Genomic DNA, 25,218 nt, shown 5'->3' on the forward strand with positions numbered 1-25,218 from the left:
CAAGTCAACGGGTTGATTTCTATCTGGAAAATGTAAAATTGATGCAAAATAATATCCTGCAGCTTCGAAAATCAGGTGTTTTACCTAGAAATTTGACGTGAATATCCTGCGAGGGAATTATTCTGGCGTGGTTTTTGTCCTACAGGACGGGTCTTTCAAGAGTGAATGTCACACGCCGTAAGCCTGACTTTTCTACGACATTGCGTTCAACGGGACAGTCGAGCAGTCGCTCAATCATCTCACATTCGATTTCCTCGATGAGGGGGTATTGCTTTAAGACCTCTCCATACGGGCAGTGGTAGTCCACAATGCGAAGCTTGCCTTGGCCGCTCATTTCAACAACGGACATGCAGCCATCGGTGCTTCGAAGACGAGCGAGAACGAGAGCTTTGTTTTCAAGCTCAGTTTCTGCTGAGACTTTGCGAGCATAGCGTTCCGCTTTGGAGGCAAAAAAAGCATATAGAAGCTTTTCAGGGGCGGTGGCACCAAAAAGGCGCTCGGCTTGGCGGAGTAACTCCATGAAATGGTCGGCCGAAGCAGAGGGGAAGAGCGGGTCGAGCTTCGCTGTTAAGCGATAGATTTTTTCAGGTCTGCCATGGGGGACGGGATGCCTCCAGGTATCCAGGTAACCTTTTTCAGCGAGCGCGTCACAGTGCTGTTTCACCCCCATGTAACTCATTTTCATGATTGAGCACAGTTCCTTGACCGTCATGCCAGGAGACTGCTTCAAGTGCAGAATGATATCCACCGCCGGGGTGTGGAGGATGTCACGCAGGATGGGGAAAATCATAACCGCCGGATCTAGCGGCAGAATAGCCGGGCTAGCTTGCTTTGCCAACCTCCCATTGAGGACTTTTGTGCAATGCGCCCTAAGCGCGACGACGGCGTAGCAGTAAGGTTATCAATCCTAACCCCAGCAGAAAGGCACGCCCAGGTTCTGGAATCACAACAATGAGACCATGGCTGGTGAAGAGCGTGGTATCCCAACTCAGCCCAGTGCCGGTAAGTTCAGGTAGATCCAGGTCAAAACCGTTGTCTTCAGAACCAGTGCGATAGCTGCTGCCTAGGTTGGAGGAAAAGGTGTTTCCTGTCGCGGCTCCCCAATCAAGCAGGTTGAAGATTTGACCTGCGGTGGGGACGAAGCTTTCGGCGAGGACTTGAATTTTGGCTCCCGTAGCCTGATTGATCGTGCCTGTGATGTTGAGTTGATCGTGATTGCCTTGACCTGTGGCATTGGCCAGTATGTAGGCGAAGTAAGCAGGACTGCCGGGTGCATTGCCTCCGAAACTGTCCATGCTGGTGAAGGTGGCACTTGTGATTTGCAGCGTAGTCAGGGCTCCGGCTTGTAAAGTCAATCCTTGGGCGAGGTTTAGTCGGCCCAGGCCGCCCAAAACGTTTGGATCTCCAGGATTGAGGGTTCCACCGCTGGTGATGGTGGTGGCTCCGCCGAGTGTGCCTGTGCCACCCAGAACACCTGCGCTGACCAGGATGGCTCCAGTGGCCGTGGTTTGATCGCCATTGATCAGCACCGTGGTGCTGCCTGTCATGGAGGTGGGGCCGGTGTAAGTGTTGTTTCCACTTAAAATCACGAGGCCGGTGCTAGTGCCATTGATGGTTAGGCCGTGGCCCAGACCTGAGTCACCAATCACTCCAGTGAAGAGGGTGTTGGTGGCAGATTGATGTGTGAGGGTGCGTGTGCCATCGGTCAGAGTCACATCGCCTGCGAAAGTGAGGCTTCGATTGACGGATCCATTGATGATGGTGGTATCTGCCTGAAAGCGGACGCGGTTGTGCAGCAAAACATCACTGCCGGTGCTGGCCCGCATGGCAGAGCCGCCTAGAATGAGAGTGCCTGTGCCGAAGGGACCACTGGCAGGTGCATTCGGCGTGCCGAGTGAACTGGACTGAGGAATCACGGTGCCGACGTAGAGCCCGGTGTTTCCAGTATAAGTGCTCTGCTGGTTCATCACCACGGTGCCGCTGCCGTAGTAAGAGAGGCCTGCACTGCCTGTGATGAGTGAGGTGATGAAGGTGTTACCCGCAGCATTGGTGGTGACGATACCTTCGCGAGTGCCAAAGTCGAGAACCCCGCCATTGATCGCTGGGTTGGTACCATTGGAAAAAAGAATGGCTCCACTGGCCACATTGAGGCTACGTCCAGAATTGATGGTGATGGTATTGCCGCTGACGATCAGGGAATTGATGGAAGTGTTTGCCGTCAGCGTGGTGTTGGCTGTGATTTGGGTGTTGTCGCCCGTAGCAAAAGCATTGGTGGTGAATTCATCGGCCAGGTTCAGCGGACGTAGGCCTGTTGCGGGATCGTAAGTGACAAAGGTATTTGCCACGCCTGTTGCTGTGCCAGTGCCACCGGAGGCGGTGGCGGACTCTCCTAAAAGGAAGGGCACAATTTGCGTGTTTTTCACGCTGGTGTTGATCCCCGTCGTGATGGCCGGTGTGGTGCCAACGAGGGCAGGGGCCGTGGTCAATCGGATGCGCGCAACATTCGCTGTGCTAGTGGCATCTTGTCCTAGGTTTTGGCCATTGACGAGGAGGGTGCCGCCATTGGCTGAACGCGTGAATTGATTCGCGTTGAGAGTGGCTGTTTGTCCGCTGCCATAGCTTGCTGTCAGGGTGGAGCGCTTGGGATCCAAGATGAGATTGCCCACGGTTTCAGAGGATGTTGCCAAGTCCGATCCACGGTAAATGAAACTGCCCCCGCGGAAGCTCAGGTTGGCGGTGTCACTGAGTCGGTTGGTGCTGTTGTTATTCGCGCCTAAGTTATCCAGTGCCAGGGTACCGCCATTGAGGATGAGGTTGGTGGAGGCGAGTGAGCCATTGATGCCCAGGGTGGAAACCGCACCGCCGATTTGTAAAGTGCCTGCATTCACCGTGGTGGTGCCTGTGTAGCTTTGGGCTGCAATGAAGGTTTGAGTGCTGTTGCCATTTTTGACGAAGGAAAGCCCTCCGGTTCCATCGCGCATGCGGCCAGCGAAAATGGAGGTGCCAGTGCTATCTGAAAGGGTGAGGGTGGACGGGGGTGTTCCATTGTTTTCTACAAATAGGACGGCTCCGCTGAGGTGGTTCCCTGCGGTATCAAGGCCACGGAGAGCTAGGGTCTTGCCATTGAGGTCTAACGACATGCTAACGGTGGCTTGGGTGGCGATGACGGACAGTCGGCTGGCTGGATTCAGTGCATTGTTGACTCCCATGATTAAGCGGGCACCTGTGCCAGCGTTGGCGAAGAGTTGAGTGTCACCCGTGTAGGTGTTGACGTTGTTCAATACCGTGGTGGCATTGTTCGCGCGGCTGTGGAGGATGGCGGTGCTGCTACCACCACTGATCACGCCTGAGACGATGAGCGTCCCGCCCACACCTCCGCCGATGCGTGCTTCCGTGCCCGTGGCCTGGATGTTACCAGCCCACTCTGCTGTCGCGGCACTCGCGGTCTGCAGTGCGCCGTTGTTGTTACCGCCAGTGCCGGTGATGGAGATCGTTTCTCCTGTCACCACGATGCCATTGGCCAGAGTAACGCGTGCTCCCGCGCTCACGGTTGTGTTGCCAACGGTGTTTCCTAACGCCGTATTGCTCGCCACGACGATCTCGTTATTGCTTACCCCTGTCAGGAGAGTGCTTCCAGAGTAGGTGTTGTTGCCGGAAAGCGTGAGACTGCCTGCACCTGATTTGGTAAGTCCTAGAACAGATGTGCCGTCTTGGAGGATGCCGCTAAAGCTTGTTATGGCGGCTTGATTGACCGTAAGTCGGGCTTCCACATTGCCAGTATTGGTGATGAAGCTGCCACCGGTCCCAGCTGCTGCTCCTGAACGGGTGAGGCCGCCTAAGGTTTGATTGAAGCCGTTCAAATCAAAAATGGAGTCTTCAATGGCCGAGGTGGAGTCCAAATCCAGGGTGGTCCCCACAGGGAGGGCATCCTGGGCTCCGATCTGCAAGCGCCCTCGAAAAACGGTGGTGGCACCGTTGTAAGTATTCGCCGTGCCTGAAATACGCACAGTGCCGAGACCTGCGGTAGAAGTGGTAGCTGAGATGATGAGGTTCCCACTGCTGCCCGTTTGGATGGGCCCGCTGATGTTTAGAACCCCGCCGCCGAGGCTCCCTACACGTCCTCCTGCTTGCAATGTCACCGCACCTGCCCAGGTGGCAATGGCGTTTTCAGCCGTCCGTAGGCCACCGAAGAAATCCGCTCCGCTACCCGCCAGAGTGAGGCTTTCTCCAGAAATGGTGACGCCATTTTGAAGTTCAAGCTGACCGTTGGCTGAGACAGTAGTGGTTCCGATAGTGTCCCCCAAAGCCGCGTTATTAGCCACGCTCACACGCCCGGTATTAATCACCACTGGGCCGGAAAAAAGATTGGCACCTGAGAGCACCAAGGCACCTGCGCCTTCCTTGGTCAGGCTGCCAGCGGCGATGGATTCACTGATCGTGGCCGTGACTCCTGTTGCCGTAGTGATGATGCTGCTAGCCGTCAGGTTCAGCAAGCTATCGTTATTGGCATCCACGATGGAGTAGCCATTGCTGTTGAAAGTCAGGTTATTGACTGTCAGGTCGCTGGCCACTTCCACGCTTTCTCCTGTGCCGCCAAAAATAGCGTTGTTGCCATTCGTCCAGGGAAGGCCTGCATCCCAGTTGGGGGCTGTGAGGCTCCACTCGTTATTGAGATTGGACTGAATCCAAACCTGATCAGCAGCCTTTAAGCTAACGCTGGACAATGCAACACCTGCCAGGACGATGCAGGGGCGTCGAAATTTTTTAAAAATGAAGGCGACCGATGATGGGCTCGTTTTCATGGGGGGATCCGAAGCATAGGATGCCGCGATTCTTCCGCCAAGGAGAAAACTGGTTCCTCCAGGGGAATAAAGGTTCTACCCAGGCGTCTTTTATTCCCGATCTTTTTCAGTAACAAGTTTGACACGCCGAAATCCAGAGGCGTAACGTCTATTTAATCACAACCTCGATGCGCACGACGCCCCCCCTGCTCCCGGAGAAAGACTTTCGTTCTCATGCCCCGGGCTTTTGGAAAGATAAACTTATCCCGGCCCAGGATTGGAATTCGGCTGCCTGGCAACTCCGGAATCGAGTCACCACGCTTGCAGGCCTGGAGGAACACATCACGCTGACCGATGAGGAAAGAGCGGGTGTTCTTCTGAGCGGTAATAAATTGGCCATGGCCATCACGCCGCATTATTTCAATTTGATTGATCCGGAAGATCCGGAAGATCCCATTCGCCGTCAGGTCATCCCACGCATTGAGGAAACCTGGGATGATCCGGATGAAATGGCAGATCCCTGTGGTGAAGATAGCCATATGCCCGTTCCGGGTCTCGTCCATCGCTATCCAGACCGTGTATTGTTTCTGGTGACCGACCGCTGCGCGAGCTATTGCCGCTACTGCACCCGCAGCCGGGTGGTGAGCGGAGTGGGTGAGCAGGAACTGCACACAGATTATGAGGCGGTCTTTCGCTACCTTGAGCAGCACGATGAAGTCCGAGATGTGCTTCTGAGTGGGGGAGATCCTTTGCTGTTTAGCGATGGCAAATTGGAGGCAATTCTCAAGCGTTTACGCTCGATCCCGCACATTGAGTTTTTACGCATCGGTAGCCGGGTGCCGATCTTTTTGCCCCAGCGTATCACGCCTGAACTCTGCCAGATGTTGCAAAAATATCATCCACTCTGGCTGAGTATCCATACCAACCACCCACGTGAGTTGACTACGGAGGTCAAAGCTGGGCTGGAGATGCTGGCGAATCACGGCGTACCTTTAGGTAACCAAAGCGTGCTCTTAAGGGGGGTGAACGACGATGCGGATGTGATGAAGGCGCTCGTTCATAAATTGTTGATGTGCCGGGTGCGACCTTACTACTTGTACCAATGCGACCTCATTCAGGGCAGTTCCCATCTGCGGGCAAGCGTTAATACAGGGGTGGAAATCATCGAGCAGCTACGAGGTCATACCACGGGGTATGGGGTGCCTCAGTTCGTCATTGATGCTCCAGGGGGGGGCGGTAAAGTGCCCGTGAATCCCGATTATGTACTGCTGCGGGATGAGCAGCGGACCTTGATCCGGAACTTCGAAGGTCGGACTTTCGAGTATCCTGAGCCAGCGATGGTGAGAGTGTAAGAATGAGCTGTTAGCAAGGTCTGACAAAAAGAGATCTTGCTGGTTTGTCTGCGGTGGCGTTTGCTTTCACCAAGCATGGATCTGGCTGTCTCCGACCTGAGTTTTCAATATCCCGGCAGTGCCTTTGGCCTGGCGGTCAAGTCGCTGACGGTAAAGGCGGGGGAGCCTTTGGCTATTTTAGGGCCTAGTGGCGGAGGGAAAACGACGCTGCTGCGTCTAATGACGGGTCTATTAGCACCAGATAAAGGCACGGTCACTTGTGGAGAAACCCATTTGACGACTCTCTCTCCTGATGCGCGTCGTCAGTTTCGGCTGCAAAATATAGGTCTCATTTTTCAAGACTTTGCCCTGCTGGATTACCTCATGGTGAAAGAAAATATTCTTTTGCCTTCACAGTTTGGCTGTGGCCAGAAGGATGAAGCACCCCATCAATCTTCTGTTTTGACTAGGGCGCGAGAATTGGCTGAACGACTCGAAATCCAGCCTCACTGGAGCCGACGCACTCGACTATTATCGCAAGGAGAACGGCAGCGTGTGGCGATTGCTCGGGCTTTGGCTCACCAGCCTAGTTTTGTTTTTGCGGATGAGCCTACGGCATCTTTGGATGCGGCAAGGCGCAGCCTCGTGATGGATTTATTGATGAATTATGCACGTGAGAAACAAGCATGCCTAGTGGTGGTGACTCATGATACGGAACTGATGCCGCTGTTCCCTAAGCATCTACGCGTGGAGGACTTGACGGTATGATCTCTGCCTGTTTCCACCTCGCTTGGCATTATGTCGTGCGTCATCGTTTGCAGACCTTGCTGCTAGCAGCGGCTCTCGGTTTAGTGTTGGCGCTGCCGCTGTCCATCCGGGTGATCGTACGAGCGGCAGAGTCTGCCATGAGAGAGCGGGCTGCATCCACGCCGCAGGTGATTGGCGCGCGAGGCAGTGCGCTAGATCTGCTGCTGACGGCACTCTATTTCAAACGCCAGCCTCTACCGATGCTGACGGTGAAAACGCTGGAGGAAGTCCGCGCTGCTAAGCTGGGAACAGCCATTCCAGTTTACACGCGTTTTCATGCCCTGGAATACCCCATTGTGGGGACTCAGCTTGATTATTTTTCCTTTCGAGAACTGCGGGTAGAGCAGGGGCGAATGTTTGCTCGACTTGGAGATTGTGTGGTGGGGGCTGATTTGGCGAAAAAACAGGGAATAGAGGTCGGCGGTCATCTTTATTCTTCCCAGGAGCAGGTCTTCGATCTCGCGGGTATTTACCCTTTGAAAATGCGAGTCACAGGGATTTTAGCTGCCAATGGCACCCCTGATGATGAGGCCATTTTTACCGATTTAAAAACCACGTGGCTCATTGAAGGGTTAGCCCACGGTCACGACGACCTTGTGAGCAAAGAAGCTATTTTGACGAAGGAAAATGGCAATGTCGTGGGTAACGCCAGCGTGCGGATGTTTAACCAAGTCACTGAAAAGAATCTGGGTAGCTTTCACTTTCATGGCGACCTCACGGCTTACCCGCTGAGTGCCATCCTGATACAGCCTACCGACGCGAAAGCGGAGGCTCTGCTGGCCGGACGCTATCTAAAGAGCGACCTTCCGGCCCAGATCATCCGACCATTGGATGAATTTGAGACCCTCATGAACACCCTTTTCCAGATTGAAACGCTGGCGCTGGTGGTTCTTTCTTTGCTGGCATTAGCTGCGCTCAGCGTAGCGGCGCTGGTTTTTGCGCTGACCTTCCGGCTGAGAACGCGGGAATTCACCACCTTGGATGATTTGGGCATTTCGCGACGTGCTTTGGCTTTGACGAAACTTACCGAGGTGGCGTTTGTGACCTTCTTGGGCTTGGCTTTTGCCGCCGGGTTGACCGCAGTGGTTTGGAGCAATGCCGAATTAGGGGTGGGGTTGCTTTTAAGGCTTTGAGTGTTTGGTCACCCGCTTATAAAGATGGAGGGCTGCTATTTCTATGACTTGCCCCGGCGCGAGTCCCGCGTTGAATGAGCTTTCTCTCTGACTTTCTTTTCTGCCACGATGCACATCGCCGATATTCTTGCCGCCCAGCGTCCTACGCTGTCCTTTGAGTTTTTTCCTCCTAAAACGGCGGAGGCTTCGGAGGCGCTGTATCAGACCATCGGTGAACTGGAGGCTTACAAACCTTCTTTCGTAAGCGTGACCTATGGTGCGGGCGGTTCGACCCGGGAGTTGACGCATGACCTCGTGGTGCGGATCAAGAAAACGACGAGCCTAGATCCAGTGCCGCATCTTACCTGTGTCTGCCACAGCGAAGCGGACATCGCGGCCATCCTGGAGCGCTATGCTGAGGCAGGGGTGAGTAACATTTTGGCATTGGGCGGTGATCCCCCCAGGAATCTGGAAGGTTATGACCGTAAGAAGGATGCTTTTCAGCAGGCGGCTGATTTGGTGCGCTTCATCAAGAAATTCAATGAGAGCGGGGCTCACCCCGATCCACGCGGTTTCGGCATCGGCGTCGCAGGTTTTCCGGAAGGGCATCCCACCACGCCTAACCGCGTGTTGGAGATGGAATATTTGAAGGCAAAAGTGGATGCGGGTGCAGACTACATTTGCACCCAACTCTTCTTTGATAATCACGACTTTTTAGATTTCCGTGATCGTTGCCGTCTCTCCGGCATCCATATCCCGATCATTGCTGGCATCATGCCTATCACCAGTGCCAGCGGCATGCGCCGCATGGCTGAACTGGCTGCGGGGGCTCGTTACCCTGCCAAATTACTGCGCGCTATCCAGCGCTGTGGAGGAGATGAAGAGGCTGTGCAGCGTGTAGGAGTACACTATGCGACGGAACAGTGCCGTGACCTGCTGGAAAATGGAGTGGATGGCATCCATTTTTATACCCTCAATAAATCCCAAGCGACTCGCGAGATCTATGCGAGCCTCGGTATCCGTGATTCCGCAGCCGTACGCCCTGCATGAGTGACAATGCCCCACTGATCGTCGCCATCGAAGGTGGTGGTACCAAGTTTGTTTGCGGTATTGGCACCGATCCGCATAACATTCTAGATACCGCACGAATAGATACCACGACGCCCCATGACACCCTGGAAAATGTGAGTCATTGGATATCCAAAATGAAGGTGGCTCATGGTCCGATAGCGGCCATTGGCATTGGCACTTTTGGCCCGGTTGATCTCAATCGAGACAGTGAGACTTATGGATACATCACGACCACGCCGAAACCCCACTGGCAGCAGACGGATGTGGTGACATTTTTCAAAAATCGTTTCAAGGTCCCCGTGGGGTTTGATACGGACGTAAATGCGGCGGTATTGGCGGAATACCTGTGGGGCGCGGGACAGGGCATGGACCCGCTCATTTACATCACCGTGGGCACAGGGGTGGGCGGTGGTGTCTTGGTCAATGGGCAGCTTCTGCATGGATTGCTTCACCCAGAGATCGGTCACCTCATCGTGCCACCGCCACACAATAGTCTGGCCATTCAAAGGGAAGGGCAGTGCCCATTTCATCGCAGTTGTGTGGAAGGGTATGTCTGCGGTCCCTCCATTGCGAAACGCTGGGGAGTAAAAGCTGATGCCTTACCGCCGGACCATCCTGCCTGGGAAGAGGTGGCGGATGTCATGGGCTACGCGCTCATGAACCTGACGCTCACCCTCGCCCCCAAACGCATCATTTTAGGTGGAGGTGTGATGGAGCAGCCACATCTCATTCCACTCATCCAGGGCAAGCTGATGCAGCACATGAATGGTTATCTTTCGGTGCCACAGCTCAGCCATGACATTGAGCGTTTCATTGTTAAACCTGGACTGGGCGGGCGCTCTGGATTGCTGGGTTCGATGGCTCTCGGGCGCATGGCGATTGCGAATAAAGCCCTGTGAGTTCAGGTCTTTTTTTGATGCGGGCTGCCCCTTCGGCGTCGCATAGCTAGAGCGGCTCCCGCTGCTAGCAGGAGAAATGTTCGTGTAGGCTCTGGCACAAGGCTGATGCTGAGGATGCCACTGCTAAATAAGGCATCTGTATTCCACATGAGACCTGCGGGGAGGAGTGGAAGATCGTATTGAGCCACGGTGTTAGTGATAGGCTGGATGAGCCCGGACCAGTCAAACAATCGCCATTGATCATTGGCGGCCCAGGCGACCATCCCTGTGGGATTGGATACTTTAATGACCGTGCTAGCCTCCATATTGAGGGTGCCCAAAATCACCGCCAAATCTGCCGTGGTAGATAGGAGGCTGTTATCACCTTGACCTGCACCGGAAAATAGATCGAAGGCAAAGGTAGATCCACTGAGCATGTTCAGCACCCCATTACCTGAGGTTTGAAGGGTGAGACGGCTGGCGCTGCTAGCGGGAAGGCCTGGGAGTTCCGTTCCTATCTGTAAGGTGGCTCCTGTAAGGGTGACGTTTGTATCGACTGAGGGGGCGATGCGCCCGCTACCTCCTATGACAGCACCGACGTTCACATTGACCAAGCCTGTTCCCGTGCCTGAACCTGTGGTGTTGGTGACCAGCAGGGTGCCATTTTCTACAGATGTGCCTCCACTGTGGGTGCTGTTTCCTGTGAGGGTCCAAGAGCCTGGGCCCGTCTTTTCGATTTTGCTGGTGATGGCCGGGCTGACGTTGGCGAAACTGACAATTTCATTGGCTCCTGCCTGGGTGCCTCCCAGTCGTAGCACGCGCTGCACGGTATTGGTGCCGCCGGCGGTGAAGGGGGCGGTAAATTTAACGGTGCCTGTGCCGGTGTTTTCTAAGACAGCGACGACTGATATGACATCACCGGGAATGTCCGCGTTGCTGACATTGACTGGTCTGTTAGTGACTGAATCTGTGGCGCCGATGTATCTGAGTGTGGCGACTGCATTGAAGTTTTGAGACGTGGTAGTGGCTGTGGCCATATCAATGATGTGGGCGGTGCTATTGAAATCGCCTTTGCCTAGGGAGCTTGGGAGGCCTCGGTCAGCCAGCTTTGTGACTTCGATCGTATTCTGTAGCAGGGTGGTTTTCCCCCGATAAGTATTGGCTTGGCCTAACTGCAAAGTGCCGAGTGAAATGGTGAGATTGAGGTTATCCTCATTCGTGCCTGAGCCGCCGATGAAACCTGCGCGAAAATCAAAAGTGCCACTGACATAATGAAGAAAGGTGGAGAGTGCAGCCGTGCCGCCGACGAGTGCATTGGCCGTGCCGTTGCCTTCGATACGCAGACCGCCGTACTGCGTCACTGCGTGGCCTGTTGTGGTGCTGCCGAGAATCATTTTACCACTGGTGCTGCCACTGCCGAAAATGAATGGGGTGCTGGCATAAAGATAGTAGCTGATGCTGGTGGCCGTGTTTTTGATAAGCTGAAGGGTGCCCTCCTGGATGCGCGTGGCACCTGTGTAGTCCCCCGCAGCGTAAGCAGTGTCATATTCGAGGATCAGAGTGCCTGGGCCAGCTTTGGTCAATCCGGCGGCACTTCCAGTTCCGCTGGCTGCATTGTTTAAAATGCGACTGCTAATGGTCAGAGGGGCTTCGGTATTGTTCTGAATGATGACCAGATCAGCCGAGCCAACAGCCCCCCTGAGACTGGTGGTGCGGATGGCGGTAGCATTGGCTCCGACAGCGGGTGTGACCAAGATCCCGCCCGTGGTGAGCATCCGACCACTGGTATCTTGGGCGATGGTGGTGGCCTGGGCTTGGTGAAACCTCAGGCTGCTGATGGTTGTATTTGCAGTTAGGGTGGTGGTGCCGATGTTAAGAGTGATGTCTGCATTGCCACTTAACGTCGAGGCTGTGCTGGCTGTGTAACCGGTGATGCTGGATAGGCCCACAATATTCCGCAGGGTAGAGACTGCCGTGGTGGTAGCTGCCCAGTCATCCGCCCCCACGGTGGCATAGGCGCCACCGCCGGTGCTGGTGAGCAGGGCGTTGTTTGTGCCTCCTGTGGTTTTGATGCTGCCGCTGGCCGGGAGATCAAAACGCAAGGTGGCACCCAGATTCCTGGTAATGGCCCCAAAGGTGATGTCCATACTCCCGCCACCACTGGAGGTGGACGTGATACGCGAATACCCACTGTTCAGAGTGAGTGTGCCTAAAGCTTGACTGCTGACACTGTCTGCTTTGCCTGTTGTGCGAAAAGCCCCTCCACCGAGGATCAATGTCCCAACGGTGCTACTTAGCGTGGCCCCATTGTAGAGGATGTTTGTGGCGGGGGCACCGGTTCCATTGAAGTTGAGATGCAAGGCCCCATTGTTGACGGTGGTGATGCCTGTTGCGTTGCTAGCTCCGATGAGGGTCAATGTGCCACTGCCTTCTTTAGTGAGCAGCCCGCTGGTGGCTGAGATCGCGCCTCTTACCTCGCTGTCACCGCTGCCAGAGAAGGTGTAACCTGTGGCGCTGCTTTGAGCCGTGATGCCTCCCGCCAAAATTAGGGTGCCGCTATCCGATGTGAATCGAGTGCTGGACTGGATGCGCACCGCAGCCGTGATGGTATTGATACCACTGAGGTTGCGGATGGCTCCGTCAGAGGTGATGCCATGGCCATTCGCCTGAATGGTTTCTCCCAGAGTGATATCACCAGAAAGATTCAAGGAAGCACCTGCCATGATTTTGGTCACTCCTACGGCACCTGCTGCGCCGAGAGCCTGGGCGCTCCGCACTTCCAATACCCCGCTTTGGAGGGCGACTATGCCCGTGAATGTGTTGTTTCCTGTCAGCACGATACGACCTGTGCCATTGAGATTCAGGCTTACTGCGGCTGTGCCATTGTTGGTGATGCTGGAATGGAGGGTCAGCGGTTGGTTGCTGGACATATTCGTTAGCATGATTTGGCCGATCGTGTTGATCGCTCCTCCTGCTGTCAAAATGCTCCCATCTGAGGGGGCTCCCATCGTTAGACTTTGAGCCCCTTGCAAGATTTGTAGCCCACCTGCGGCGCCCAATCGCAAGGTTTTACCGGCGAGATCAAGGGTGCGAGCTTGAACTGTATCCGTCATGGAGATGGTATTTACATCCGTCGTGCCATTGTCAAAAAGCACTGCATTTGTGGATGCTGAAGTGAGCTGTAAGTGAGACACGGTGGAGTATCCAGGCAAGTTCGTCACCGTCAGTCCTTCCTGATAACCGAGATTTCCACTGAATAGACCGACGACACCTCCTGTTAGGCCTGCCCAACCACCCACTTTTCCGTCTGAACTGCTGTAGGTGGCCCAGGTGCCAATGAGGCCCTCATTATTACCACCTATTTGGCCTTTAATTTGACCTGAAAGAGGGCCTGTAATGGCAAGCACACCATTGCCGGTGCGGCTGATCGCACCCATGTCCAGATTCATGCTGCCACCAAAACCCGACACTGCGGTAATAGCTGTCGCACTTTGTTGCACGCTGACTCCGCTGAAGTTTTGGGAGTTTGTTTTCGCGGCAGCTCCATTGAGCCTAAGGACAGTAGGAACGGTGAGCCCGCCGATGAGTTGAAGGGCACCTGCTGCGCGGTTGTTGTAGAGCATGTTGCTCACAGGTGCCGTTGTTGTGGCAAAGTCCAATACGTTGACTCCACCTTCAGTGCCGCTGGTTTCAGTGGTGCTGATGATATTGGTCACTCGCCCTAGAATGGTAGCTCCGGTGTAAGTGCTAATGCCGCTGTAGGTGGTGGTAAGGGGGAGGGCCGCATTAGTCGGGGTAGCGGCGGTACGGGTGAAGGCCCAACTGCCTCCAATTTCGCCAATGCCCGATGAGATGGCTGTATTCACGGTATTGATGTGGGTGTGAAAGCGAGCATCCCCACTCAATGTCAACGCACCACTGAAGGTGCTTCCAGAGGCATCTACACGAATGGCTCCATAGTTGGAGGCCCCCGCCCCGCTTAAGGTAACTGGCACAGCGTAATTTCCCCCACCCGTAGGATTAAACACGGAGCCTGACTGGACATCAATGCTGCTCAGATTGCTAATGTAGGTGGGACTGCCCACGCTGGCGTAAATGCCGCTCGTCGCACCCACGGCACTCTTTAAAGTCAATGTCCCCGTAAGCTCGGTATTGATAGAACTGAGGCGGATGAAAGCGATGGTGGAACCTGCTGATTTTTGGAAGGTGAGATTACTCCCCTTTAATAGTGAGGTGAAGGTGATCCACTGCCCACCGAGACTGCCGCCAGAGGCTGCATTGGCGATGTTGATAATGCTGCCATTGCCGACATTCAAAGTCCCACCTGTAAAGCCATAAGCGGTGGAGCCGATCGGGGCGCCTAAGGAATTGAAATTCATGCCTGCCACTTTGATTTCCCCATCCACGGTGAGGGTTCCTCCTGTGGTGCTGCTTGTATTGCCAAATTCAGCGATGGCTGAGCCACTATTATCCCAGGCTGAGTAGGCATCATCTTTGAACCAACGTAAATTCGCAGGCATCGTCGCATTGGTGCTCCAGGTGCCACTGCCATTTTGAATACCTGCCGTTCCTAGGTCGCCATCGAAAGTGAATGTCTGAGCGACCGAGGAAGGCACCAGGAGCAGGAGGCTCAAAAAAAACAGGGGTATTTTCATGGTTAGCTAGATTCCTTCCGGCATTGAGTCCGTGGACATCCATGAGCAGCAGAAGGCTGTTCTTTGATGTCAATGTCCGGGGGGATTAACCAATTATAAGCAGTGGTCGTGCCGAGACGGCGATTGGGCTGTCATTTCAGCACAACAGTATCAATTGTTGGGCAGGAAAGTCCCATTTCGAGTCTTGGTTATTTTTGATGCCCTTGCGCAAAAAGTAGCCAATCTTTAGCGTAGTTGTTAGGTGAATTTTTCTGCTCTGGCGCACATATCCAAAAGGTTCGCTGCTTTGATAGGTCTTTGCACATTTTCTGCGACTCCCGCTGAAGTCGATTACCTCAAGGACATCAAGCCCCTGTTGCAGGAGCGTTGTTATGCCTGCCATGGCGCTTTAAAACAAAAAGCCGGGCTGCGTATAGATACCGTGGCTTTGATGAAAAAGGGAGGGGATGAAGGCAATGCGGTTGCCCGAGATCATGCTTTGATTTTGGAACGTGTGACGACCCAAGACCTTCATGAGCGGATGCCGCCAGAGGGGGAAGGTGCCGCCTTGACCGCGCAGCAGGTTGAGTTGCTTCAAAGCTGGATTCTTGCGGGAGCTCCCGGCCCCGTGGATGAGGAACCTGAAATGGATCCTGGTCAGCACTGGGCTTATCATTTGCCTTTATCTGCAGGAGCCTCTTTAGATGCCTTAATCTCTGAGCGCCTACGTTCTCTGGATATAAAGCCACAGGCGTCTGCATCCCCAGAGATCTGGTTGCGGCGTGTTTACCTAGATCTCATCGGTCTGCCCCCGACACCGAGTCAAATAGAGGCTTTCATACAACAAGATAAACCAGGCGGAGCCGCACGTATGAAAGTGGTAGATCAACTCCTGGCCTCCCCTCAGTATGGTGAGCGTTGGGGGCGCCACTTCATGGATATCTGGCGTTACAGCGATTGGTATGGTTTGGGGAATCAGCTCCGACACAGCCAGAAGCATCTTTGGCATTGGCGCGACTGGATCATCGAATCTCTGAATGCTGATAAAGGCTATGATGAGATGATCATTCAGATGCTAGCAGCTGATGAACTTGCTCCTGATGATCGTGATAATCTGCGCGCCACAGGCTTTTTAGCACGCAGCTACTACCTATTCAATCGAACGACATGGTTGGATGAAACGGTGGAGCATACCTGCCGTTCCTTTCTCGGCCTAACTATGCAATGTGTGAAGTGCCATGATCATAAGTATGACCCGATTGAACATGGCGAATATTATCGCCTGAGGGCTGTGTTTGAGCCTATGCATGTGCGCCTAGATCCCTGGCCGGGGGAAATTGATCTGGAAAGAAATGGGCTTCCTCGTGTCTTTGATTTGCATCTGGATCGTCCCACTTACCGACATGTGCGAGGTGATGAGAAAAATGAAGACCGCTCGGTCGTTCAACGGCCGGGCGTTCCCAAAATTCTTGGCGGCTCGCAGTATCAGCCAGTCTCGCAGGCATTGCCCATCAATTCAGTGAGACCAGCTTTGTTACCCTTCGTGCTTCAGGATCACTTGAGTCAGGCGAATTTGGAATTGGTAGGGGCTACTCGAAATATGAAATCAGCTAAACCTGCCTTCAAAATTCTGGCAGAGAAGACGCTGGCTGTAGCGGAGGCCCGCCCCGTCATGTTGCGTGCTGTGCATGCCGCAGAATCTTCGCCCACTAACAAAAAGCTTGCTGCGGAAGCGGCTCTAGCTGATGCAAATTTTCAGTTAGCCATTGCAGAGCAGTTTTTAATCAAAGCGGAAAATGACCCTTCACTGATACACAAGGATAATCAAAAGAAGACTGCGGCAATGAAGAGATTGGATGCTGCTCGTGCCGAACTCAAAAAGGCCCAGGAGAGGGTCGCTAACCCAGGTGTGGTGTATGCCCCGATCCATGCCACGCTGAAAGCGCAGGAAGGCCCCGACGATCCCAAAAACAAGGAGGTTCAAACATATCCTGAATCGAGTTCAGGGCGGCGATTAGCGTTGGGGCGTTGGATCGCTAGCCCACAAAATCCGCTGACGGCTCGGGTGCTAGTAAACCATGTCTGGTTACGTCATTTTGGCAGTGCGTTAGTGGCAGATGTGAGTGATTTTGGTCGCCGCAGCTCTAAGCCTTTGCATCAAGACGTCTTGGATACATTGGCCGTTCGCTTGATGGATCGTGGGTGGAGCCTCAAGCAGTTACATCGTGAAATGGTATTGTCAGAGCTGTATGCACGGAGTTCGTCCTCGGTCGGTGTTGCTGCGAAAACTGTAGAGAAGGATCCTGATAACACCTGCTATTGGCGGATGAATCCTCGTCGAATGGAGTCCCAAGTCATTCGAGATAGCCTTCTCAGTCTGGCTGGAAAACTAGATTTTTCTCAGGGTGGAGCAACGCTGGATCCTGTGACAATGGAGACGAGTTGTAGGCGCTCACTTTACTTCAATCAAACGGCTGATACTGAGCATCGTTTCCTAGCTATGTTTGATAACGCTAATGTGCTGGACTGTTATCGGCGGGAAGAAAGCATCGTGCCACAGCAGGCACTGGCTTTGGCCAATAGCCAGCTATCTCACGATTGCGCGACGGCGCTGATGCAGAAATTAGCAGGGCTAGATGACCGCGATTTTATTCGTGAAGCGTTTGTTAGGGTGTTAGGGCGCCAACCCGATGACGGAGAACAAAAAACATGTCTTGAGTCTTTATCGAGTTTGCGCAGAGAGCTATTTCTTCAAGCCTTGTTTAATCATAACGACTTTGTTACTTTGCGATGAAAAGAGGTGACCTATTGCCGGTGAACTCAGTGCCGAATCGCCGTGATTTCTTGGGGCAGCTTGGGCTGGGTCTAACAGGGATTGCTTTACAAGCGATGATGGCCCAAGAGGCGCAAGGGGGCGGCCTCTGGACGCCTCCAGATGGGTTTCCTATGCATGCGCCTAAGGCTAAGCGGGTGATCTGGCTATTTATGCGGGGTGGCGTCAGCCATATGGAAAGTTTTGACCCCAAACCCATGCTGAATCGTTATGCCGGCAAAAGTATTGAGGCTACTCCTTTTAAAGAAGTGCTCAATCCGGATAAGCTGAAGAATGTGCGAGTCGTGGTGGTGAATGATGCGAATGGACAGCAACGCAACCTCATCTATCCAATGCAGACAGGCTATAAGCGCTATGGCCAATGTGGGGTGGAGATCAGTGACTGGTTTCCGCATATTGGGTCTTGTGCAGATGAGATTGCTTTTATCCGCAGTATGTGGACCACGGATAACAATCATGGTGCACAGGTGCAGTTTGCCAGTGGTCGTCATATGCTGGAACCGCGTGTGCCGACGCTGGGAGCCTGGGTCAATTATGGCCTGGGAGCGATGACGGAGGACTTACCCTCCTTCATCAACATGGGACCACGCTATTTTGATACTCGGGACGGCCATTATTTGGGGCCTGCATACGATGCGGTGAATCTGAAGGTGGATCCTAAAAACCCACTTTCCTTTGCTAAACCTGAAGCTGAGATGGCTGCCCATGAACAAGCTGCTCAGTTTAGCCTCGTTCATCAGTTGAATCGGTTGACCGCTGAGAAGTATCCTGGAGATCGTGCTTTGCAGGCACGAATGAAAAGTTATGAGTTGGCTTTTCGCATGCAGACGGCAGTGCCAGAGACTCTCAACCTAGAGGCTGAGAGTATGGAGACGCAGCGCCTGTATGGTTTGGATCAAAAAGCAACGGAGCCCTTTGCTCGCCAGCTTCTTGTGGCACGGCGTCTGGCGGAGCGTGGGGTCAGATTCATTCAGATCCAGCATGGAGATGGAGCCGCCGGAGCTTGGGATTCGCATTCAGGTCTTCGCGGCAGTCACTCAAAACTTGCTGAGCAAGTGGATAAACCCATTGCGGGGCTGCTCAAAGATCTCAAACAACGCGGCATGTTAGAGGACACTCTCGTCGTCTTCGCAACCGAGTTTGGTCGCACTCCTGGCACTCAGGGAAGCGATGGTCGGGATCATCATCCCTTTGCTTTTAGCATCTGGATGGCAGGTGGGGGAATCAAGGGCGGGGCCATTCACGGAGCCTCCGATGAACTCGGCTTTCATGCCACGGAAAATCCGCATTACGTCACCGATGTTCATGCGACGATTCTTCATCTGTTAGGTCTTAATCCGCACCGATTGGAGATACCAGGTCGCAAGCGTTTGGAGAGAGACTTTGGCAAAGCCATCCCGGAGATCATGGCGTGAGTGGCATCTGAGACTCTGCTACTCCTCTATTGGCATATTTTGAGCAAGGTCTGGCCCATTTTGATTCCTGCGTGTGCCCAGGCGTTAAAACGCGCATCGTGAAGTAAGATTTTTTTAAACTTCGTCGTAATTTGCTAACAATGATTTTAGTACGTCTCCATGTCACATTAGGCTTGATTGCCCTTCAAGGGAGTCTTTTCGGTGCCAATACCGGGCGCATTTTATTCAACCAAGACATTCGCCCGATCCTCGCAGATGCGTGTTTTCATTGTCATGGTCCAGACCCAGGCACTCGCAAAGCGGGGCTGCGCCTGGATACAGAAGCTGGCTTTTTTACAGCCAAAGAAGGTGAATCTCCCACTGTCCTGAAAGGCAAGCCTGAGGAAAGCCCCCTTTATCAGCGCCTTCTTTCTAAAGATGAAGATGAGATCATGCCACCGCCGGAATCTCACAAAGAATTGAAGCCGGAGCAGATCGCCAAGATTAAAACCTGGATTGAGGAAGGGGCGCCTTGGCAGCCGCATTGGTCACTCATTAAGCCTGAGCGCGTTCCAGCACCAGAAGTGAAAAATTCGGCTTGGGTAAAAACTCCGGTGGATCGTTTCGTTCTTGCTAAGTTGGAGGGGATCGGTCTCCAGCCAGCCTCTGAAGCGGATGCCCATGCCCTCATTCGTCGAGTCACTCTGGATCTCACAGGGCTTCCGCCTGCACCAGCTTTGGTGGAGCGATACTTGAAAAAGTCTGCGGACAATCGTCTATCGGATAGTGCGTACAATGAGTTGGTGGATGAGCTTTTGAAGTCTCCTCAATATGGTGAGCACCGTGCTCGTTATTGGTTGGATGCTGCGCGCTATGGAGATACTCATGGTCTGCACTTTGACAAACCCCGTGAGATGTGGCCTTACCGTGACTGGGTGGTGAAGTCTTTTAACCGAAACCAACCTTTCGATCAGTTCACGGTCGAACAAATCGCGGGTGACCTTTTGACACAACCGACGGAGGAACAGTTGATCGCTACCGGATTCCAGCGTTGCAATATCACCACGAATGAAGGTGGGACAATTGATGAAGAAAACTTGGCCAACTATGCATCTGACCGTGTGCAAACACTCGGCTGGGTTTACATGGGCCTAACCACCAATTGCTCCCAATGTCATGATCATAAGTTCGATCCCATTTCTCAGCGGGATTATTACTCTCTCGCCGCTTTCTTCCGCAACACGACGCAGAAGCCAAAGGACGGGAATGTAAAGGATGGAAATGGCCCCATTTTAGTTTTGCCTGAGGCCAAAGATCGTCCACGCTGGAATGCGCTGCCAGTGGAAATTGCTGCAACGAAAACCAAGCTCGAAGAAAATCGCAAGCTAGCCTCGGGTGAGTTTGACCAATGGCTCTCTTCCGCCAAGCCCGAAGATTTGGACAAGGATGTGCCAGTGAAGGGAATGGTTGCTCACGTGCCATTGAATGAAGGCGTAGGCAGTGAAGTGATTGGCACCTGTGGTGCTACCAAAAAATTCAAGGCCACGGGTGAAGTCTCTTGGAAGCCAGACGGTAAGATTGGACCTGCGCCAGTGATGAAGACGAATGGTACTTTTGAAATCGGTGATGTGGGAGATTTTGAAAAAAACCAAGCTTTTAGTTATGGTGCCTGGGTGCGTGCCGGTAAGGTAGGCATGAGTGGGGGCATCCTGGCCCGCATGGATGAAAAGGGCGGCTACCGGGGGTGGGATCTGTATCAAAATGACCGCACCTACTCCGTGCATATTGTCAATTCTTGGCCCGAAGATGCCCTGAAAGTCAGCACGAAAAAACCCAGTATCCGACCTGGGGTATGGCAGCATGTGTTTGTTACTTACGATGGCAGTGGCAAGGCTCAGGGAGTGAAGCTGTTCATTGATGGCGTGGCTCAAGAAATGAAGATTGATACGAATGCTCTGAAAGGCAGTATCAAGACGGCGACTCCTACCCGCATCGGCCAGCGCAGTCATGTCCAGGTGTTCCATGAAGGATCCGTGCAGGATGTGCGCATCTATGATCGCCTGCTTTCGGCCACGGAGATTCAGACCATTTCCAAGGTAGGCCCTCTGCGTCTGATGCTGGCCTCAGCCAAACGTGGCCCGAAGCAAAAAGAGGCTCTTTTTGAGCACTACCTCGTAACTCGTCATGCAGGGTACCAGATGGCTAATCAAGCCTCTGTGAAACTGGAGGCAGAATTGGCCGCGATCAAATCCCGGAGTCCGCTAACTCACATCCAGGAAGAAAAAATGGACACGCCTGCCATGGCTAATATTTTGATGCGTGGCCAGTATGATCAAGTAGGCGAGGCTGTGGATGCAGCCGTTCCTGTGGCATTAGGCAAGCTGAAGGCAGATGCACCGAAGAATCGGTTAGGCCTTGCCCAGTGGCTGGTCAGTGAAGAAAATACGCTCACGGCACGTGTCACAGTGAACCGCATGTGGCAGGAGCTTTTTGGTCGAGGGATCGTGGTTACCAGTGAGGATTTTGGCATCATGGGTACGGCCCCCACGCACCCAGAATTGCTTGATTGGTTGGCCGTGGAGTTTCGTGAAAGTGGTTGGGATGTGAAGCGGTTTTACAAAATGCTCGTCACGTCTGCCGCTTATCGGCAAGCCACGATCATCACTCCAGAAAAGATCGAAAAAGATCGCGACAATGCCTACCTCAGCCGTGGCCCACGTTTCCGTATGGATGCGGAAATGATCCGCGATTATGCCCTGGCGGCAAGTAGTTCACTTTCCCCTAAAATGGGTGGCCCAGGAACCTTGCCTTACCAGCCGGAAAACGTCTGGGAAGTCGTCGGTATGGGGACAGAAAAATACGTGCAGGATAAAGGAGAAAATCTGTATCGACGTACGCTTTACAATTTTTGGAAACGTATGGCCCCACCGGCCAATCTGGATGTTTTCAATGCGCCCAGTCGCGAAGTGAGTTGTGTTCGCCGCGATCGCACCAATACCCCTCTCCAAGCCCTTGTGGTCATGAACGATCCCCAGTTCATTGAGGCTTCTCGCAATTTGGCTCAGCAGGCTCTTAAAGGAGGTGGAGATGACCACCAGAAGCTATCGGCCATTTCCCAGCGTCTGCTTTGCCGTCCACTCAAACCGCAGGAGGTAGCCATTCTTCAATCTAGCTTGAATGACCTTCGTGGCCACTATCAAGCAACGCCTGAAGATGCCCGAGCCCTCATTGCCGTGGGAGAAACCAAACCTGATGAAAACCTAGCTCCGGCGGAACTAGCGGCTTGGACCATGGTATCCAGCCAACTCATGAACCTGGACGAAGTGCTGAATAAATAACGATCTGATTTTCCTGACTATGAGCCTTCTTCACGAATGGAATACCTTTGAAACACGCCGCCAGTTTTTCTCACGCGGGAAAAATGCTTTGGGTGCGGCGGCTCTTTCTTCTTTGTTAGGCGAGGCGGTGAGCAGCCAGGCCCTAGCTGGGCAGGGGAGTGTTTCCCCCCATTGGGCACCCAAGGCTAAACGAGTGATCTACCTGCACATGGTTGGGGGACCTTCGCAGATGGATTTGTTCGACTACAAACCGGGCATGAAGGACTGGTATGACAAGGATCTGCCAGCAAGCATTCGCAATGGCCAGCGTCTCACCACCATGACCAGCGGCCAAGCGCGATTTCCCATCGCGCCCTCGAAGTTTAACTTCGCTCAATACGGCAAGTGCGGCATGTGGATGAACTCTGATTTGCTGCCACATCTCTCCAAAAACGCTGATGACATCTGCTGGATGCGTTCCATGCACACGGAGGCTATCAACCATGAGCCTGCCATCTGTGCCATGCAGACCGGTAATCAGATCACTGGGCGTCCTTGTTTGGGATCTTGGGCTTCATATGGACTGGGCTCGGTGAACTCTAACCTGCCTAATTTCGTAGTGCTCATCGCCACGCCGACAAATCGTGAGCAGGAACAGGCGATCTCCTCCCGTCTTTGGTCCAGTGGTTATCTTCCGGGTGAGCATGCGGGCGTGTCTTTCCGAAGCAAGGGAGATCCCATTCTTTTTATCAACAACCCTCCCGGTGTGCCTAGCAGCGTGCGCAAACGCACGATTGAGGGTTTAAACGCGCTCAATGAACTGAACTACAGGCAGGTAGGAGATCCTGAAACGCACACCCGTATCCAGCAGTATGAAATGGCCTTCCGCATGCAGGCGAGTGTGCCGGAATTGACCGATCTGTCCAAAGAACCGGAACACATCTTCAAGATGTATGGCGATGAGGCGAAGAAACCTGGTACTTTTGCCAATGGGGTGCTCATGGCCCGCCGTCTGGCCGAGCGTGGCGTTCGCTTTACCCAAATTTACCTCAATAACTGGGACCATCACAGCAACGTGGGGGGCCGCATGCCTAGCCAGTGCAAGGACATTGACCAGCCTTGCCACGCCTTGATTGAGGATCTCAAGCAGCGCGGCATGTTTGAGGACACGCTGATCATCTGGGGGGGCGAATTCGGGCGCACTATTTACAGCCAAGGTGGCCTGAGCAAAGAAAATTACGGGCGCGATCATCATCCTCGTTGTTTCACGATGTGGATGGCAGGTGGGGGCTCTAAAGGCGGCGCTATCTACGGTGAGACGGACGAATTCAGCTACAACATCGTCAAAGACCCCCTCCACATCCGCGACTTTCATGCCACGGTGCTGCATTTGCTGGGCTATAATAGTGATCGCTTCACTTACAAATTCCAAGGTCTCGACCAGAAACTTACAGGAGTGGAAGCTGCCAAGGTGGTCAAGGCGCTGATCGCGTAACCCAGAGGGGATGGATTGGCAGGCTCTTCCACTGGTGGAACAGCCTGCAACATCCCATGAAGAAGTTCGTTTGATCCTCATCTATGATGCGGATCTTTCTCTTGGGTTTATTTGGACTGGCTGCACAGATGCTGTCAGCGGTGGGACCTAACTTTGTATGGATTGTGGCCGATGATATGTCGCCAGATATTGGTGCCTACGGAGCCGCTGGGGTTAAAACTCCCAACCTTGATCGGTTGGCCAGAGAAGGCCGTCGTTACACCCGTGCTTATGCCTCCGCACCGGTTTGCAGTGCATCGCGCTCGGCTTTTATCCTGGGCACCTACCAGACCACGACAGGTCTTCATGCTCATGATGTGGAAAATCCACAACCTCTGTCGGCTCCTTATCAACATCTTCCGGCTTTGCTGCGGCAGGCGGGTTGGTTTGTGACGAATGCCGTGGCCCCCGGTGGAGAGAAGTCCAAAACGAAAGCTAAAACGCACTACAATTTCGCTCATGACCCCTCTGAAATGTACGATGGTGTGGACTGGAGACAACGCAGTTCTGGACAACCTTTCTTTGCCCAGTTCCAGATCTCTGAACCGCATCGCCCGTTTCCTATCCCCGCAAGCTACGATGAAAATGCTCTGAAGCTGATCAAGCTTCCTTCAAATTATCCGGACCATAAGCTGATGAGGCGGGATTGGTATGCATACTTGCGGAGTGTTGAAGTCGTGGATCGGCGAGTCGGGGCTATTTTAGATCAGCTCGAAAAGGAAGGTGTTTTGGACGAAACCATCATCATGTTTTTTGCAGATCATGGTCGCCCTATGCCTTGGGGAAAGCAGTGGTTAAGCATCGAGGGTTTGCAGGTCCCTCTGCTTATCCGAGGACCGAGTGTGCAAGCTGGGAATGTGGAGGAGCGTTTGGTGAGTCTTATCGATTTGGCGCCCACGATGCTTTCTCTCGCAGGCTGTTCGATCCCTGAGTGGATGCAGGGGCGACCAATGCTCAAAGGGCCTTTTCCAGATCGAGACCAGATCTTTGCAGCGCGTGACCGTTGTGGAGATGCAGAAGATCGTATCCGGGCTGTTATCAGCCCGGGGTTTTTGATGGTAGAAAATTTTCACCCTGAAATATCCCGCCTTAATTGGTCCAGCTATAAAGAGGCAGGATATCCGGGCATGGTTTTGATTCGAGAACTGCACAGGAGTGGTGGACTGACTCCTCTCCAAGATCGTTATCTATCACTCCAACGTGAGCCCTTAGAGCTTTATGATTTGAAGGCAGATCCTGCAGGTCTGGTCAATGTGGTTCGTGAGAGACAGATGGCCAATGATGTGCAAAAACTAAAATCAGCGTTGGATTCTTGGATCAAGATTACTGGGGATTTGGGAGGATTACCTGCTGCTTCCACAGAGCCTTCTTTGATGGACATTCAGAAGGCAAAAAAGCAGGATTACCTTCGCGTCTGGAAGAAGCGCGGCTTTAAGGGGGAACCCTCGGATACCGAACGTCTCGATTGGTGGATGCATCAATATGGCCTGCGTGCAGGAGTGCCCATTAACTGAGATAAGGCCCAG

The 25,218-nt window shown here is 53.4% G+C and carries 13 protein-coding genes; 10 read left to right on the forward strand and 3 right to left on the reverse strand.

Annotated elements, in window-relative coordinates:
- Positions 1-139 precede the first annotated feature (139 nt).
- Positions 140-790 carry a helix-turn-helix transcriptional regulator gene (locus tag HNQ64_RS15870; protein ID WP_184210366.1) on the reverse strand — a complete coding sequence of 217 codons (651 nt, stop codon included), beginning with the start codon at positions 788-790 and terminating at the stop codon, positions 140-142.
- 79 nt (positions 791-869) lie between these two features.
- A complete protein-coding gene (locus HNQ64_RS15875; RefSeq protein ID WP_184210368.1) occupies positions 870-4,802 on the reverse strand; it encodes a beta strand repeat-containing protein in 3,933 nt (1,310 codons plus the stop codon).
- Positions 4,803-4,969: 167 nt separating this feature from the next.
- Between HNQ64_RS15875 and HNQ64_RS15880 the strand changes: the two genes are divergently transcribed.
- The 5 genes from HNQ64_RS15880 to HNQ64_RS15900 all read left to right on the forward strand — a co-directional run bounded on the left by HNQ64_RS15880 (position 4,970) and on the right by HNQ64_RS15900 (position 10,001).
- Positions 4,970-6,133, forward strand: a complete 1,164-nt coding sequence (locus HNQ64_RS15880; protein WP_184210370.1) for a KamA family radical SAM protein — start codon at positions 4,970-4,972, stop codon at positions 6,131-6,133.
- A 75-nt stretch (positions 6,134-6,208) separates the two neighbouring features.
- Complete coding sequence (locus tag HNQ64_RS15885; RefSeq protein ID WP_184210372.1) at positions 6,209-6,880, forward strand: ABC transporter ATP-binding protein; 672 nt, start codon at positions 6,209-6,211, stop codon at positions 6,878-6,880.
- A complete protein-coding gene (locus HNQ64_RS15890; protein WP_184210374.1) occupies positions 6,877-8,052 on the forward strand; it encodes an ABC transporter permease in 1,176 nt (391 codons plus the stop codon). The genes HNQ64_RS15885 and HNQ64_RS15890 overlap by 4 nt, the downstream gene beginning before the upstream one ends.
- 108 nt (positions 8,053-8,160) lie before the next feature.
- The gene (gene metF, locus HNQ64_RS15895) at positions 8,161-9,081 is read left to right on the forward strand and encodes a methylenetetrahydrofolate reductase [NAD(P)H] (RefSeq protein WP_184210376.1); all 921 of its coding nucleotides are present in this window, start codon (positions 8,161-8,163) and stop codon (positions 9,079-9,081) included.
- Entirely contained in the window at positions 9,078-10,001 is a 924-nt protein-coding gene (locus tag HNQ64_RS15900; RefSeq protein ID WP_184210378.1) for an ROK family protein, read from the forward strand. Before metF ends, HNQ64_RS15900 begins: the two co-directional genes overlap by 4 nt.
- A 2-nt stretch (positions 10,002-10,003) precedes the next feature.
- Here the strand turns inward: HNQ64_RS15900 and HNQ64_RS15905 are convergent, their stop codons facing one another.
- Positions 10,004-14,635: a beta strand repeat-containing protein gene (locus tag HNQ64_RS15905; RefSeq protein ID WP_184210380.1), complete on the reverse strand. Its 4,632-nt coding sequence runs from the start codon at positions 14,633-14,635 to the stop codon at positions 10,004-10,006.
- A gap of 241 nt (positions 14,636-14,876) precedes the next feature.
- On the opposite strand from HNQ64_RS15905, the gene HNQ64_RS15910 reads away from it, so the two are divergent.
- The 5 genes from HNQ64_RS15910 (at position 14,877) to HNQ64_RS15930 (ending at position 25,206) form a co-directional block, all read left to right on the forward strand.
- Complete coding sequence (locus tag HNQ64_RS15910; protein ID WP_184210382.1) at positions 14,877-17,408, forward strand: DUF1553 domain-containing protein; 2,532 nt, start codon at positions 14,877-14,879, stop codon at positions 17,406-17,408.
- The gene (locus HNQ64_RS15915; RefSeq protein WP_184210383.1) at positions 17,405-18,862 is read left to right on the forward strand and encodes a DUF1501 domain-containing protein; all 1,458 of its coding nucleotides are present in this window, start codon (positions 17,405-17,407) and stop codon (positions 18,860-18,862) included. Before HNQ64_RS15910 ends, HNQ64_RS15915 begins: the two co-directional genes overlap by 4 nt.
- Before the next feature lie 140 nt (positions 18,863-19,002).
- Positions 19,003-22,179: a DUF1553 domain-containing protein gene (locus HNQ64_RS15920; RefSeq protein ID WP_184210385.1), complete on the forward strand. Its 3,177-nt coding sequence runs from the start codon at positions 19,003-19,005 to the stop codon at positions 22,177-22,179.
- A 19-nt stretch (positions 22,180-22,198) separates the two neighbouring features.
- Positions 22,199-23,653: a DUF1501 domain-containing protein gene (locus HNQ64_RS15925; RefSeq protein WP_184210387.1), complete on the forward strand. Its 1,455-nt coding sequence runs from the start codon at positions 22,199-22,201 to the stop codon at positions 23,651-23,653.
- A gap of 83 nt (positions 23,654-23,736) precedes the next feature.
- On the forward strand, positions 23,737-25,206 hold the full coding sequence (locus HNQ64_RS15930; RefSeq protein WP_184210389.1) for a sulfatase family protein: 1,470 nt from the start codon (positions 23,737-23,739) through the stop codon (positions 25,204-25,206).
- Positions 25,207-25,218 lie beyond the last annotated feature (12 nt).

Origin of the sequence: Prosthecobacter dejongeii, from assembly GCF_014203045.1 — a bacterium.
GTDB lineage: Bacteria > Verrucomicrobiota > Verrucomicrobiia > Verrucomicrobiales > Verrucomicrobiaceae > Prosthecobacter > Prosthecobacter dejongeii.

Coding starts and splice junctions, on each gene's coding strand:
- HNQ64_RS15870 (WP_184210366.1), bottom strand. CDS start 790: ATGATTTTCCCCATCCTGCGTGACATCCTCCACACCCCGGCGGTGGAT.
- HNQ64_RS15875 (WP_184210368.1), bottom strand. CDS start 4,802: ATGAAAACGAGCCCATCATCGGTCGCCTTCATTTTTAAAAAATTTCGA.
- HNQ64_RS15880 (WP_184210370.1), top strand. CDS start 4,970: ATGCGCACGACGCCCCCCCTGCTCCCGGAGAAAGACTTTCGTTCTCAT.
- HNQ64_RS15885 (WP_184210372.1), top strand. CDS start 6,209: ATGGATCTGGCTGTCTCCGACCTGAGTTTTCAATATCCCGGCAGTGCC.
- HNQ64_RS15890 (WP_184210374.1), top strand. CDS start 6,877: ATGATCTCTGCCTGTTTCCACCTCGCTTGGCATTATGTCGTGCGTCAT.
- metF (WP_184210376.1), top strand. CDS start 8,161: ATGCACATCGCCGATATTCTTGCCGCCCAGCGTCCTACGCTGTCCTTT.
- HNQ64_RS15900 (WP_184210378.1), top strand. CDS start 9,078: ATGAGTGACAATGCCCCACTGATCGTCGCCATCGAAGGTGGTGGTACC.
- HNQ64_RS15905 (WP_184210380.1), bottom strand. CDS start 14,635: ATGAAAATACCCCTGTTTTTTTTGAGCCTCCTGCTCCTGGTGCCTTCC.
- HNQ64_RS15915 (WP_184210383.1), top strand. CDS start 17,405: ATGAAAAGAGGTGACCTATTGCCGGTGAACTCAGTGCCGAATCGCCGT.
- HNQ64_RS15920 (WP_184210385.1), top strand. CDS start 19,003: ATGATTTTAGTACGTCTCCATGTCACATTAGGCTTGATTGCCCTTCAA.
- HNQ64_RS15925 (WP_184210387.1), top strand. CDS start 22,199: ATGAGCCTTCTTCACGAATGGAATACCTTTGAAACACGCCGCCAGTTT.
- HNQ64_RS15930 (WP_184210389.1), top strand. CDS start 23,737: ATGATGCGGATCTTTCTCTTGGGTTTATTTGGACTGGCTGCACAGATG.